Below are 14,454 nucleotides of genomic sequence, written 5' to 3' on the forward strand. Positions count from 1 at the left end.
TGCGGTTTTGAATTTTAATTATCGGAATATAAATAGTATTTTTTGATTTATATGTAAATAAATATTTTATTTCGAAAAATGAAAATATTTGGCCAATAAAAAATCATATCTTGAGCGAGATAATTTTTGCTGTGATCCTTGGAAAGTCAGCGCTGGTGGTTGATGTTTCTGTAGGGCATTTCAATTTTCTGGTCCCTGCCAATGCTTGGGCAATCTCTTTGCTCATCGTTGACGACTTCGGTCTCAAGCCCACGCTGCCGCCTGAAGGCGAGGGCTTCCATGACTTGATCGCCGAACGTTACGGGCGAACTTCGGCCATCCTAATTCTGTTTGGGGGCATGCAATGACATTGATGGCAGGGTTGTATGCACAGATCTGGCGCCAAGCTGGCCGACTGATGCGTGGATCACTCGTGGCGTTTTTTCTACTTACCAGTGCCACCCCGGCAGTCGGGCAACTTGCCCCGCCTGGAAGCTCTTGGAATTTAGCAGAGGCTAGCGGTGGTCGGGCCAGCAATGAGTGGATAAAATATAGTTTTAAATTCAAAGCTGAATCGACTGTTACCAATATTGCTTTCGCGTTTCGGTATGACAATGACTATGTCGTATTGGATGATGTAACAGTGGTTGGGGAAAAGGATGTATTGAGCAATGGTGACTTTGAGGCCGGTGATGTTCATGAGCATCAGCCGAGATATTGGTTGTACGAACATCCAGGAAATCCTAGTGGCATCTCTGGCGCTGTGAGGGAGATAGATAAACATAGTGGGCATTACGCTTATTATGATGGTAGTAGGGATTTATACGATAAAATATCGCAAAATGTCCCGACTGTGGTTGGTGCTACGTACACCGTTTCTTTTTGGGTGAATGCGAACGGTCAAACACCGTGGAATCCCAATCAAAATGTATTTGCGTACGCTTTACCTAAATATCCGACGGTGAACGTGAGCAAGACGACGGTTGGTGGGACGGGGACGTTCAGCTTCACGGCGACGAACCTGGCGTCGGCGCCGGCGAGCATCACGACGAAGACGGCGGGTACGGCGGTGGCGGGTGCGGCGGTGAACGTGACGACGATGGGCAGAGCGGTCACGCTCACGGAGACCCCGGCGGCGGGGTATGTGCTGACGGGGGCCAGTTGCACGGATGCGAACGCCGCAGTGACAGGCAACGAGGGCAGCTTTGGCTCGTTGGCGGGCAATGTGGTGACGATTCCAGCAACCAACGTCAAGGGAGGGGCGGCGATCACGTGTAGCCTGACCAGTACGCGGTCGACGGTGAACGTGAGCACGACGACGGTTGGTGGGACGGGGACGTTCAGCTTCACGGCGACGAACCTGGCGTCGGCGCCGGCGAACATCACGACGAAGACGGCGGGTACGGCGGTGGCGGGTGCGGCGGTGAACGTGACGACGATGGGCAGGGCGGTGACGCTCACGGAGACCCCGGCGGCGGGGTATGCGCTGACGGGGGCCAGTTGCACGGATGCGAACGCCGCAGTGACAGGCAACGAGGGCAGCTTTGGCTCGTTGGCAGGCAATGTGGTGACGATTCCAGCAGCCAACGTCAAGGCGGGGGCGGCGATCACGTGTAGCCTGACCAACGCCAAGACATCGACGCTGCAATTGAACAAGACGTGGTCGGTCAAAAGCATTGCGGGCAATGCGAGCACGGTCACGACCATAGGCGGCGCGAACAATGCAACGATAAGCTCGACGGCCACTACGGCGGGCAATACCTCGACAGGCGCGCCGGTGACCGTGCACTACGGCGACACGATCACGCTGCCGGCGGAAAGCTTCAGCGTCGGTAGCCAGTCCAACTACATGACCACCGTGAGCTGTAACAACAGCATCGGAACGTTGAGTGGTGCAACGTTGCCTGCGACGTTCACTGTCGGCAACACGGACAGCGTGATCGTGTGTGCCTACACAAGCCAATCGTTGTCTCCGACGATCACATTGCAGACGGCCTTGGGTGGCAACGGCCGCGTGAGCGATGCCGACCAGTTCAGCGTTGCGATCCGCACGGGTGGCGTCTCGGGGACGGTCGTCAACTCCACCGCGAGCAGCACGACAACCGGCGCCGTTGGCACGATTACGGCAGGCACCGGCACAACCGGGCAGTACATCGCGACCTCCGGCGTGGCCTATACGCTGAGCGAAGCCATGGCACCCTCTAGTGCCTCGGCGCTGTCAGGCTATACCAGCACAATTACTTGTACGGACGGGACGGGTCAACAGACGGGGCTGCCCAATGGCGCGGTCTATACGCATAGCAGTGGCTATACGATCACGCCGCAACCCGCGGTGCAGCTCACCTGTACGATCACGAACGCGGCCGGCCCCTCGGGGATCTCGGGCAAAGTGTTCCTCGATGTCGGCACAGGCGGTGGTACGCCCAACGATGGCGTGATCAACGGTGGTGAAGCGGGCGTCAATGGCATTGCCGTGCAATTGACCAATTGTGCGGGGACGGTGTATGCCACGGCGGTGACCGGGGGCTTGGGCACGTACAGCTTCTCGGCGCCGTCGTTGTCCGTGGGGGCAGCCCTGTGTGTGCGGAAGACCAACGCGACCGGTCAGGTATCCACCGGTGCCTCGGTGAACGGCACGGCCTTGCCCTTGGGCACGGCGACGACGGTGAGCGGGACGAGCTACACGTACGAGAACACCGGGACCCCGGAGCAGATCGCCTTCACCTGGAACGGTACGGGCCACAGTGGCTTGAGCCTGGGTGTGGTGAACAACAATTCCTTTACGGTGGGTGGCCTCAAGAACAGCCTGCCCAACGGTACGGCGACCTACGCACATATCTTCACGGCTGGGACGGCGGGGAATGTGGTGTTCAGCGTGCCTAGCGCCACCGCCACTCCGGCAGTCAGTGGCTGGAGCGAGAGGCTTTTTGCGGACCCGACGTGTAGCGGCAGCCTGCAGAGCGGGGCAACCCAGCTTTATCCGCCGATGAGCACGGGGCAGGCGCTGACGGCTGGCCAGAGCGTGTGCGTGGTCTTGCTGGAGTCTGTGCCTGGGGCGGCGCAGATCGGCAACAAGAACGATGCGAGCGTGCAGGCGGTGTTCACGTACAGCAATGCGAACCCGACGCTCAGCATGAGCTACACGCTGCACGACGTGACCACGGTGGACAACGTGGCAATGTCGCTGGTCAAGCAGGTGCGCAATGTGACGCAAGGCGGATCCCTGGGGCTGAACAACCAGGCCAAGTCGGGGGACGTGCTGGAGTACCAGATCACGTACACGAACAATGCGCCCTCGGCGATCAGGGACCTGGTGATCGCCGATACAATCCCGGCCTATACCACGTTTGTGTCAACTCTCACGGGCACAACGCCGGGTGGGCTCACCAGTTGTGTGATGAACACGCCAGCGAACCCCGCGCCCGCTCCAGCGGTAGCGTGCTCGACGGCGCAGACTGCCGGTGGAACTGGAGCGATTAGCTGGATGTTCTCGGGGGCGCTGACGGCTGGGGCCAGTGGCACGGTCCTATTTCGAGTGAAGGTCAACTAGGTGTTCAGTCCCCGCATTTGATGGATCGGATCCATCCTGAAGCGATCCGGTTCGGATGTCCACTGTTTGCAGATGCATGCGTAGCGGGTGATTCATAGTGCTTCCTTCCATTGAGGAGAAAAGATTGCACCATCCAAACGCGGGACTGAACACCTAGCGCTTGAACTTGGCGAAAGCCGCTGCCATGGCGCCGGCGGGTTCCGCTTCCCGGCGCTGCTGGCCGCCCTGGCGGCTGCCGCCGCCGTTCGGGCGATCGCCACCGCCGGTGCGCGCGGGCGCTTGGCCCGGCTCGTCCGACAGGCGCATCGTCAGCCCGATGCGGTTGCGCTTGACGTCCACCTCCATCACCTTGACCTTGACGATCTGGCCGGGCTTGACTACCTCGTGCGGGTCACGGACGAACTTGGTGGAGAGTGCCGACACGTGCACCAGCCCATCCTGATGCACGCCGATGTCGATGAACGCACCGAAGGCGGCCACGTTGGTCACCACGCCTTCAAGCACCATGCCGGGCTGCAGGTCCTTGATGTCTTCCACGCCGTCCTGGAAGGTGGCGGTTTTGAACTCGGGACGCGGGTCGCGGCCGGGCTTCTCTAGTTCGGACAGGATGTCGACCACGGTCGGCAGGCCGAACTTCTCGTCGGTGAATTCGCGTGCGGCCAGGCCGCGCAGGGCCTCACGGTTGCCGAGCACGTCGCCGATGCCTTTCTTGATGCGATCAAGGATGCGCTGCACCACCGGATACGCTTCAGGGTGGACGGATGAGCGGTCGAGCGGATTGTCACCGTCATTGATGCGCAGGAAGCCCGCAGCCTGCTCGAACGTCTTGTCACCCAGGCGCGGCACCTTTTTGAGCGCATCGCGGTTGGCAAATGCGCCGTTTGCATCGCGATATTCGACGATGTTCTTGGCGAGGATCGAGTTCAGCCCCGACACGCGCGCCAGCAGTGGGGCCGACGCCGTATTCACATCCACGCCGACCGCGTTCACGCAGTCCTCGACGATGGCGTCCAGCGCGCGAGCCAGCTCGCGCTGGTTCACGTCGTGCTGGTACTGACCGACACCGATCGACTTCGGATCGATTTTCACCAGTTCGGCCAGCGGGTCTTGCAGACGGCGTGCAATCGACACCGCGCCGCGCAGCGATACGTCCAGTTCGGGGAATTCCTTGGCTGCCAGTTCCGACGCCGAATACACCGACGCGCCGGCTTCGCTTACCACGATCTTGGTCAGTTTCAGCTCCGGTGCGTTGCGCATGAGGTCCTGCACCAGTTTGTCGGTTTCGCGGCTGGCTGTTCCATTGCCGATCGAGACCAAGGCCACGTTGTGCTGCTTGGCCAGGCGGGCCAGCGTCGCCAGCGAGCCGTTCCAGTCGCGGCGCGGCTCGTGCGGGTAGATCGTGGCGGTTTCCAGCAGCTTGCCGGTGTGGTCAACCACGGCGATCTTGCAGCCCGTGCGGATGCCCGGGTCCACGCCCATCACCGACTTCGGGCCGGCCGGCGCTGCCAGCAGCAGGTCGTGCAGGTTACGGCCAAAGATCTTGATGGCCTCGGCTTCGGCCGATTCGCGCAGTTGCGTCAGCAATTCAGTTTCAATATGCGGCTGCACCTTGACGCGCCAGCACCAGCGGCAGACATCCGACAGCCACTTGTCGGCCGGGCGGCCCTTGTTCTCGATGCCGACGTGGCGCGCGATCATCGTCTCGCACAGGTGCGGGCTCATCGCATCCTGTTCTTCGCCCAGCCCCAGCTTGACGAACAGCACGCCGGCATTGCGGCCGCGGAACAGCGCCAGCGCACGGTGCGAAGGCACATTGCGGATCGGCTCACTGTAGGCGTAGTAGTCGCGGAATTTCTCTTCCTCGGCGGTTTCCTTGCCTTCCACCACCGTCGACGAGACCTGGCCTTGGTTCCACAGGTGGTCACGCACCTTGCCCAGCAGTTCGGCCGTCTCGCCGAATTGTTCGGAGAGGATGTCGCGCGCGCCGTCCAGCGCGGCTTTCACATCGGGCACACCGCCGTCGGCGGTCGGCTTGCCGTTGACGAACTTGGAGGCCTCGGCCTGCGGATCCAGCATTGGGTCGGCCAGCAGCGCCTGCGCCAATGGCTCCAGGCCGCATTCGCGCGCGATCTGGGCGCGCGTGCGGCGCTTGGGCTTGTAGGGCAGGTAGAGGTCTTCCAGCACCTGCTTGGTCTCGGCAGCCTCGATAGCAGCGCGCAGCGCGTCGGTCAGCTTGCCTTGCTCCTCGATGGAGGCGAGGATGGCCGCGCGGCGATCTTCCAGTTCACGCAGATACAGCAGGCGCTCTTCCAGGTTGCGCAGTTGCGTGTCGTCCAGGTTGCCCGTCACTTCCTTGCGGTAGCGCGCGATGAACGGCACGGTAGCGCCTTCATCCAGCAGTTGCACGGCGGCCGCAACCTGTTGCGGCCTTACTGCCAGTTCAACGGCGATGCGGGAGACGATCTTCTGCAACACGGAATCAGTCATTGCTTCCAGAGAGTGCGATGGAAAGCCGCGCATTTTGCCACAAGGCGCAGCCTGCTCCGGACCCGAGGCCGGTGCTCGCGCGACGTTTGCCGCACAGGGGCGGTGATAAAATGCGCGTTATGCCTACGCTCCCGTTTTTCGCTCATTGCCGCGCCGGTGCGCGCCACGCTGCTTCTCGTCTGGTTCTGCTGCTTGCCGCACTGGGTGCCATGCCCGCGTGGGGTCAGAGCCAGCCCGCCGCTGCATCGCCGGCACCGTCGGCCGCTTCGGCGGTTGCGCCGTCGGCCACTCCGCCCGACTTTGGCGCGGAACACAGCCGCATCGACAGCGCCAAAGCCTGGGCTGAGTATCGCTATGCGCAGGCCGAACGTGCGTGCTATGACAAGTTCTTCACCACGCGCTGCATCGACAAGGCCAAGGATGTGCGTCGCACGGAACTCCACGCCATCCGCGAGCGCGAACTGGCGCTGGATGAAGCCGAGCGCGCCGACCGTGCCGCGCGCCGCGACCAGGACCGCGCTGTCCGCCAGGCCCAGTACGATGCCGAGCGCCCACAGCGCGAAGCCAACGAGCAGAAGAACCGCGCAGACTTTCAGAACAAGCAGGAGCAGCAGCGCCTGAATGAGGCACAGCGCCAGGCCGAGGCACCGCAGCGCGCTGCCAATACGCAGGCGTACGGCCAGAAACAGGCAGAGCACGATGCCAAGCTCAAGGCCGCGCAGGAGCAGGGGGCTGCCAACGCCGCCAAGCGTGCCGAGAGCGTCAAGCAATACGAAGAGAAGCAGCGTGAAGCCGTGCGGCGCCAGAAAGAATTGGAAGAGCGCCGCGAGCAGACCAAGCGCCGCAGCGAGCAAAACAATAACAACACGAGCCCGCTGGGGTTCTAAACTCCAGCCTAGGGTCGGGTTTCCGGAGGACAGCGATGGATAGCGATCTAAACACGATCTCACGTCGCATCATCGAATTGCAGATCGAGCACCGTGATCTCGATTTCCTGATCAATCGCCTGTCGGCCGAAGCGACGCGCGACGATCTGCAGCTACAGCGTCTCAAGAAGCGCCGTCTCAAGCTCAAGGACACCATCACGCTGCTACAGTTGCAGCTTGAGCCGGACGTGCCGGCCTGAGTCTTGTCAATCCCCGATTCTGAGAGGCTGCCGCCACGTGCGGCATCCGCCATCCGCTTCCCTGGAACCTGTCCGCGTTGACTTCGCTTTCCCCGCTCGCCGAGCTGTCGGCTGAATCCGACGCCGGCGATGCTGCCTCCGCTGCCACCGCCGATGCCCACCATGCCGAACTGGCGACGCTTTTCGCCGATGACGGCACGCTGGCCAAGGGCATCGATTCGTACCGGCCGCGCAGCTCTCAACTGAAGATGGCGCAGGCCGTGGCCAACGCCATCGAAGCCACTGATTCGATCATCGTCGAAGCCGGCACCGGTACGGGCAAGACCTACGCTTACCTCGTTCCGGCGATGCTGTGGGGCGGCAAGGTGATTCTCTCCACCGGCACCAAGAACCTGCAGGATCAGCTTTTCCTGCGCGACATCCCGACGGTGCGCAAGGCGTTGAACGCGCCGGTGTCGGTGGCGTTGCTCAAGGGGCGCGCCAACTATGTCTGCCACTACCATTTGGAGCGCACGTCGCAGAACGGGCGACTGTCTTCGCGGCAGGACGCGGCATGGCTGCGCGAGATCAACCGCTTCCTGAAGACCACGCAAAGCGGCGACAAGGCTGAGCTTGCCACCGTGCCCGAGAACGCGCCGGTGTGGAATCTGGTCACATCCACGCGCGACAACTGCCTCGGTTCGGACTGCGCGTACTACAAGGACTGCTTCGTCATGCGCGCACGCAAGGAGGCGCAGCAGGCCGACGTGGTGGTGGTCAACCACCACTTGTTCTTTGCGGACGTGATGTTGAAGGACACCGGTATGGCCGAGCTGCTGCCGGCGGCCAACACGATCATCTTTGACGAAGCGCACCAGTTGCCCGAGACGGCCACGCTGTTCTTCGGCGAGACCATCTCCACCAACCAGATCCTGGAGCTTGCGCGCGACAGCGTGGCCGAAGGCTTGTCGCATGCGCGCGATGCGGTGGACTGGGTGGCAATTGCCGCGCCGCTGGAGCGCGCCGCACGAGACTTGCGTCTGGTGTTCCGTCAGGATGGCGCGCGCTTGTCGATCAAACAGATCGACAACGATGTGGCCACGGCCAAGCCGTTCTACGAGGTCTTGCCCAAGCTGGAGCAGGCGCTTTCGGACTTTACCGGCGCGCTGGAGGCCCAGGCCGAACGTGCCGAGACTATCGAACAATGCCATCGCCGTGCCGTGGCGCTGTGCGAGAAGCTGGAGGCGTGGGTCGATCCCAAGCCGCCACAAGCGCCTAGGAAGGATGGTGACGAGGGGGGCGAGACGGCCGCGCCCATCGACGAGCGCGTGCGCTGGGTCGAAGTTTTCGCCAATTCCGTGCAGTTGCATCTGACGCCGCTGTCGATTGCACCGATTTTTTCACGCCAGCGTGGTGGCCAGCCGCGCGCTTGGATCTTCACCTCGGCCACGCTGTCGGTGCGCGGCAACTTCACACACTACGCCGCGCAGCTTGGCCTGGACCGTGATCGTTCGATGATGCTGGACAGCCCGTTCGACTATGCGTCGCAGGGCCTGCTGTACGTGCCACGCGATCTGCCGCAACCGAGCGATTCACGTTTTACCGACGCCGTGCTCGACGCTGCCTTGCCGATGATCGAAGCGGCTGGCGGCAAGACGTTCCTGCTGTGCACCACCCTGCGTGCTGTCAATCGGGCAGCCGAACGGCTGGCCGATGAGTTTGCCGAGCGCGGCTGGGATTTCCCGCTGCTCGTGCAAGGGCAGGCCAGCCGCACGGAATTGCTCGATCGCTTCCGTACGCTCGGCAACGCGGTGCTTATCGGCAGCCAGAGCTTCTGGGAAGGCGTGGACGTGCGCGGCGAGGCGTTGTCGCTGGTCGTGATCGACAAGCTGCCGTTCGCGCCGCCAGATGACCCGGTGCTGAGTGCCCGCATGGAGGCATTGGAGAAGAAGGGCTTGAGCCCATTTGCCGTGCACCAGTTGCCCCACGCCGTCATCACGCTCAAGCAGGGAGCGGGGCGGCTGATCCGCTCCGAGAGCGATCGCGGCGTGCTGATGATCTGCGATCCGCGCCTGGTGGAGAAATCCTATGGCCGACAGATCTGGCAGAGCCTGCCGCCGTTCAAGCGCACGCGCGAGGCCGACACGGCGGCCGGCTTCCTGCGCTCGCTGAGTCCGGATAGCCCACCTGAAGCTGCCTCGTCAGACTGACGCACAAACAAAAAGCCCGGTCAATCGACCGGGCTTTCTTCTTGCAGTGGTGTTCAAGTCTTGCTTACCACCATTGGTACCAGTGCTTGTCTTTCTTGCGCTGGCCGAAGGCGAGGAACTCGCTGTTCGGGTAGTTCTGCTTGATGATGCGTTCGGTGTCGTCGCGCATGTCCTTCATGCCGAGCGCATCATACGATTTCATCATGATGTACAGCGCTTCTTCCACGGCGGGTGCGCGGTCGTAATCCTTGATGGCTTCCTGCGCGCGATTGACAGCAGCCAGGTAGGCGCCGCGGCGGTAGTAGTAGCGCGCCGCGCCCACTTCATGCTCGGCCATCGCGTTGACGATGTACTGCATGCGCAGGGTGGCATCCGGCGTGTACTTGCTGTTCGGGAAGCGTGTGATCAGCGTCTTGAAGGCGTCGTAAGCGGCGCGCGCGGCCTTCGGGTCGCGTTCGCTCAGATCCTGGTTCGAGAAGCGGCCGAGCCAGCCCAGGTTGTCGTTGAAATTGATCAGGCCCTTGAGGTAATAGGCGTAATCGACACTGGGGTGGTTCGGGTGAAGCTGGATGAAGCGATCGACGGCAGCCAGCGCAGCGGCGGTTTCGCCGTCCTTGTAGTTGGCGTAGGCGGTTTCGATCTGTGCCTGCTGGGCGTACTGGCCGAACGGATAGCGGCTTTCGAGCTTCTCGTAGTACTTGACGGCCTTGGCATAGTCGCCGCCGTCGAGCGAGTCCTTCGCTTCCGAATATAATTTGTTGGCTGACCAGCCAGCCGTTTCGTCTTGCTGTTCTGGCAGGATGCCGCAGGCCGAGACGGCCAGGCATGCAATACCTGCCGCCAACACTGCTCCGATTTGCGCGCGGATTCGACCACCAAAACGCGCCTGCTTCATGCTCGTGTCCGACATGGGCACCTTTTCTCAATGAAAAATCGCATCAAGGATTATAGCCCAAGCCCTGTGTCGGGCGACGCAGAGGCTGACGTTTCCATCACTTCGCTGGAAAGCGACGACGCCCTGGACGACGAGGCGCTTGAGCTGCCCGCTGCCGGCGACGCCGCAGCGGCCGAGCCCATCGTTGTGGAGATTCCCGAGGCCATGCACGGCGAGCGCCTGGACAAGGCACTTGCCAAGCTGCTGCCAGACTATTCGCGCAGTCGCTTGCAGCAGTGGATCGAGGCCGGCGCCGTGCGCATGGATGGCGCTGAGGTGCGCCCGCGCGCGGCAGTTTCCGGCGGCGCCCGCATCGAGGTGATCCCGCAACGCGCGGCCGACGAGAACGCCTTTGTGGCCGAACCCGTCGATCTGGACGTCGTCTACGAGGACGACACGCTGCTCGTCATCAACAAGCCTGCTGGCCTGGTCGTGCATCCGGCTGCCGGTAACTGGAGCGGCACGGTGCTTAACGGCTTGCTGTATCGCTACCCCAGCGCCGCTGAGTTGCCGCGCGCTGGCATCGTGCATCGGCTCGACAAGGAAACCTCGGGCCTGATGGTCGTCGCCCGCACGCTGCCTGCACAGACCGATCTCGTGCGGCAGCTTCAGGCACGCACCGTCAAGCGAACCTACCTGGCGCTGGTGTGGGGCGAGACGCCGGAGGAGGGCACGATCGATGCCCCGATCGGCCGCGACCCGCGTGACCGCACGCGCATGGCCATCATCGAGACGGCCAGCGGCAAGCCCGCGCGTACGCATTTCAAGACGCTGGATGTGGTGGACCTGGGCCGCGCACAGGTGTCGCTGGTGCGCTGCCAGCTGGAGACCGGGCGCACACACCAGATTCGCGTGCACTTTGAATCCGAAGGCCACCCGCTGGTGGGAGACCCGGTGTACACGCGCAACTTCCGGCGTGGCCAGCCGCAGACGATCAAGGCGCCGCTGCCGGTGCCGTTCGCGCGACAGGCGCTGCATGCCGTACGCCTGGGCCTTGTGCACCCAGCCTCGGGCAAGTCGGTGCACTGGGAGGCCGGTGTGCCCGACGATTTTGCAGAACTGATGGAAGCTCTGGACCTGGACCCCGATGTCGATCTCACCTGACTGGATCATCCCCGACTGGCCGGCGCATCCGTGCGTCAAGGCGCTGGCGACTACACGTCTGGGCGGCGTCAGCATCGGGCCTTATGGTTTGGCGGGCGGCCTGCCGGGCGGATTAAACCTGGGGCAGCATGTGGGCGATGCACCAGACGCTGTCGAGCAGAATCGACGCATCCTGCGCGAGGCCGTTCCTGCGGAGCCGGTGTGGATGGAGCAGGTGCACAGCACAGGTGTGGCGGACTTGGACCAGCTCGTCGGCGCGTCGGCCCCAGTGGTCGCCGATGCGGCAGTGGCGTCTTGGCGAGACCGCGTCTGCGTAGTCATGACTGCGGATTGCCTGCCGGTTTTGCTGAGCGATGCGCGCGGCGTGACGGTCGGTGCGGCGCATGCCGGCTGGCGCGGCCTGTGCGGCGGCGTGATCGAGCGCACGCTCGAGGCAATGATGCAAAGGCTGGGCGCTTGCGGTCAGGAGGCCGATCCAACGTGGCTGGCCTGGCTCGGCCCCGCCATCGGTCCATCGTGCTTTGAGGTGGGCTCGGAGGTTCGCCAGGCTTTTATCGAGGCTGCTCAGCCCGCTGAGTTGCCTGCCACCGAGGCCGCCTTCGCGAAAGGCGCTTCCGAGGGAAAGTTCTTCGCCGATTTGTATGCCTTGGCCCGGCTGCGGCTGGCGCGCGTCGGCTGTACGGACGTGTATGGCGGTGGCTTGTGCACCATGACGGACGCCGAGCGCTTCTATTCGTACCGCCGGGAGCGCACGACCGGCCGCATGGCGACCCTGATCTGGCGTGCCGAATGAGGTTTCAAGCCGCGCCGTCGCCGGAAGCGGCGGCATCTGCCTGCGTTTGAGCCGCCTCCCGCGCCTGCCGGCGTCGTTTGCGTGCGGGCGACCCGACAAGCCAGAGGAAGAGCGACAGCGGCGCTACGCCATACAGGATGAATGTGCCGATACCGGCAATCCACGATTGCTCAGTCAGGGACATCATCAGGACGACGTATAGCCAGGCGATGGCAACGATGTACATGGGCAAGAAGGGGCCCGCGTTGGCGCAATGGAGCAGTCTCGCACGAATTTGCACCAGTTTGACCATAGCCCGCCGCCGCGCTTAGCCATTCGGCGGGCGTTGCTTGCGGATGGCTGCGGCAAGACCCGCGCCTGATCAAGGTTTGCGGTCGATCTTCGGTCAACGCTGATTGACAGCCGTGAAATGGCAAGGCAACAATGGCCCGCAATACTACGATTTGCGCCGCACATCCAACCGGAGTGGCGCGCATCGTACGGATCGAGGGCACTATGGCATCGCGTCAATCGACATCTTCCAAGGCATCTAGCGCCCACACTCAAGCCCCCTGGCCGGGCCTGTCGGACCCGACACAATGGGCGGACCAGTTCAATCAATGGCAGGCGTTTGCGGGCGCATTCGCCCAGTCTGGCGCCGCGGCGCCGAGTTTTGGCCAATTCAATGGCGCGCCCCTGGGCGAGGGCGCGGTTCCCTTTGCATTGATCCCGCCTGAGCGTCTGGCGGAAATCCAGCAGAAGTATCTCGAAGAATGGCTCCAGATCTGGCGCCACATGAGCACCGGTGAAAGCGTCGAGGCCGTGGCACCGTCAGACCGCCGTTTTGCGAACGATGCCTGGCGCAAGAGCCCGCTTTACGGTTATGCCGCTGCCTTCTATGTGCTGAACGCCCGCACGCTGATGGAGATGGCCGATGCTGTGCAGGCGGATGCCAAGACGCGTGAGCGCGTGCGCTTTGCCGTATCGCAATGGACGGCCGCTATGTCGCCGTCCAATTTTCTGGCGACGAACCCCGAGGCGCAGAAGCACCTGATCGAGTCGCGCGGCGAATCCCTTCGCACCGGCATCCTGAACCTGCTGCAGGACATGGAGCGCGGCAAGATCTCGCAGACGGATGAAGCCGCGTTCGAGATCGGCCGCAATGTAGCCAACAGCGAAGGCGCGGTTGTCTTCGAGAACGAGTATTTGCAGCTCATCCAGTACAAGCCGCTGACGACCAAGGTCAATGCCCGACCGCTGCTGCTGGTGCCGCCGTGCATCAACAAGTACTACATCCTCGATTTGCAGCCGGCCAATTCGCTGGTGCGCTACGCGGTGGAGCAGGGCAACACGGTCTTCCTGGTGTCGTGGCGCAACCCAGACGTGAGCATGGCCTCCCGTACGTGGGACGACTACATCGAGGGCGGCGCGATCGAGGCCATCCGCGTCGCGCGCGCAATCTCCGCGCAGGACCAGATCAACGTGCTGGGCTTCTGCGTGGGCGGTACGATCCTCTGCACAGCGCTGGCTGTGCTGGCCGCGCGCGGCGAGTATCCGGCCGCGAGCGTGACGTTGCTGACAACGCTGCTCGACTTTACCGATACCGGCATCCTCGACGTCTTTGTCGACCAGGCTCAAATGGAGATGCGCGAGAAGACCATCGGTGCGAAGGCGCCTACTGGTCCCGGCCTGCTGCGAGGCGTCGAGTTGGCGAACACGTTCTCGTTCCTGCGCCCGAACGATCTGGTCTGGAACTACGTCGTCGAGAATTATCTGAAGGGCAAGACGCCCGCACCGTTCGACCTGCTGTACTGGAACGGTGATTCGACCAACCTGCCCGGGCCTTGGTACTGCTGGTACCTGCGCCATACCTACCTGCAAAACGACCTGAAGGAGGCGGGCAAGCTGACGGTGGCGGGCACGCCCGTCGATTTCGGCAAGATCGATGCGCCGGTCTATATCTACGGCTCGCGCGAAGACCATATCGTGCCGTGGCAATCAGCCTACGCCTCCGTGCCGTTGCTCAAGGGCAAGCGGCGCTTCGTGCTGGGTGCTTCAGGCCATATCGCGGGTGTCATCAATCCGCCGGCGGCCAATAAGCGCTCGCACTGGATTAACGCCAAGCTGCCTGATAGCGCCGACGCGTGGCTGGAGGGTGCCAAGGAATACCCGGGTAGCTGGTGGCCCGATTGGTCAGCCTGGCTGGCGTCGCATGGCGGCGCGCAGAAGGCTGCTCCCAAGCGCTATGGCAATGCGGACTACCCGGAGATCGAGCCCGCGCCCGGCCGCTACGTCAAACAGAAGGCGTAAGAT

At 62.8% G+C, this 14,454-nt stretch carries 11 protein-coding genes; 8 read left to right on the forward strand and 3 right to left on the reverse strand.

Going from position 1 to position 14,454, the window contains the following annotated elements:
• Window positions 1-110 precede the first annotated feature (110 nt).
• Window positions 111-347, forward strand: a complete 237-nt coding sequence (locus B4F51_RS24620; protein ID WP_414706652.1) for a hypothetical protein — start codon at window positions 111-113, stop codon at window positions 345-347.
• Window positions 348-397: 50 nt separating this feature from the next.
• Window positions 398-3,529 carry a beta strand repeat-containing protein gene (locus tag B4F51_RS01910; RefSeq protein ID WP_422662587.1) on the forward strand — a complete coding sequence of 1,044 codons (3,132 nt, stop codon included), beginning with the start codon at window positions 398-400 and terminating at the stop codon, window positions 3,527-3,529.
• A 153-nt stretch (window positions 3,530-3,682) separates the two neighbouring features.
• Here the strand turns inward: B4F51_RS01910 and B4F51_RS01915 are convergent, their stop codons facing one another.
• Entirely contained in the window at window positions 3,683-6,016 is a 2,334-nt protein-coding gene (locus B4F51_RS01915; protein ID WP_296223393.1) for a Tex family protein, read from the reverse strand.
• Between the two features lie 119 nt (window positions 6,017-6,135).
• On the opposite strand from B4F51_RS01915, the gene B4F51_RS01920 reads away from it, so the two are divergent.
• The 3 genes from B4F51_RS01920 to B4F51_RS01930 all read left to right on the forward strand — a co-directional run bounded on the left by B4F51_RS01920 (window position 6,136) and on the right by B4F51_RS01930 (window position 9,331).
• Window positions 6,136-6,903, forward strand: coding sequence for a hypothetical protein (locus B4F51_RS01920; protein ID WP_414706653.1), 768 nt, complete (start codon window positions 6,136-6,138; stop codon window positions 6,901-6,903).
• Between the two features lie 35 nt (window positions 6,904-6,938).
• Window positions 6,939-7,142, forward strand: coding sequence for a DUF465 domain-containing protein (locus B4F51_RS01925; protein WP_296223395.1), 204 nt, complete (start codon window positions 6,939-6,941; stop codon window positions 7,140-7,142).
• A 77-nt stretch (window positions 7,143-7,219) separates the two neighbouring features.
• Window positions 7,220-9,331 carry an ATP-dependent DNA helicase gene (locus B4F51_RS01930; RefSeq protein WP_296223396.1) on the forward strand — a complete coding sequence of 704 codons (2,112 nt, stop codon included), beginning with the start codon at window positions 7,220-7,222 and terminating at the stop codon, window positions 9,329-9,331.
• A gap of 64 nt (window positions 9,332-9,395) precedes the next feature.
• Here the strand turns inward: B4F51_RS01930 and B4F51_RS01935 are convergent, their stop codons facing one another.
• Window positions 9,396-10,241 carry an outer membrane protein assembly factor BamD gene (locus tag B4F51_RS01935; RefSeq protein WP_296223397.1) on the reverse strand — a complete coding sequence of 282 codons (846 nt, stop codon included), beginning with the start codon at window positions 10,239-10,241 and terminating at the stop codon, window positions 9,396-9,398.
• Between the two features lie 15 nt (window positions 10,242-10,256).
• Here B4F51_RS01935 and B4F51_RS01940 point away from each other — a divergent pair, with 15 nt between their 5' ends.
• Entirely contained in the window at window positions 10,257-11,369 is a 1,113-nt protein-coding gene (locus tag B4F51_RS01940; protein WP_296223398.1) for an RluA family pseudouridine synthase, read from the forward strand.
• Entirely contained in the window at window positions 11,353-12,162 is an 810-nt protein-coding gene (gene pgeF, locus B4F51_RS01945; RefSeq protein ID WP_296223399.1) for a peptidoglycan editing factor PgeF, read from the forward strand. Before B4F51_RS01940 ends, pgeF begins: the two co-directional genes overlap by 17 nt.
• A 4-nt stretch (window positions 12,163-12,166) precedes the next feature.
• Here pgeF and B4F51_RS01950 read toward each other — a convergent pair whose 3' ends face one another.
• Window positions 12,167-12,388, reverse strand: coding sequence for a hypothetical protein (locus B4F51_RS01950; RefSeq protein ID WP_296223400.1), 222 nt, complete (start codon window positions 12,386-12,388; stop codon window positions 12,167-12,169).
• Window positions 12,389-12,657: 269 nt separating this feature from the next.
• On the opposite strand from B4F51_RS01950, the gene phaC reads away from it, so the two are divergent.
• Complete coding sequence (gene phaC / locus B4F51_RS01955; protein ID WP_296223401.1) at window positions 12,658-14,451, forward strand: class I poly(R)-hydroxyalkanoic acid synthase; 1,794 nt, start codon at window positions 12,658-12,660, stop codon at window positions 14,449-14,451.
• Window positions 14,452-14,454: the final 3 nt, after the last annotated feature.

It is taken from the genome of Ralstonia sp. UBA689, from assembly GCF_002298975.1.
In the GTDB taxonomy this organism is placed as follows: Bacteria; Pseudomonadota; Gammaproteobacteria; order Burkholderiales; family Burkholderiaceae; genus Ralstonia.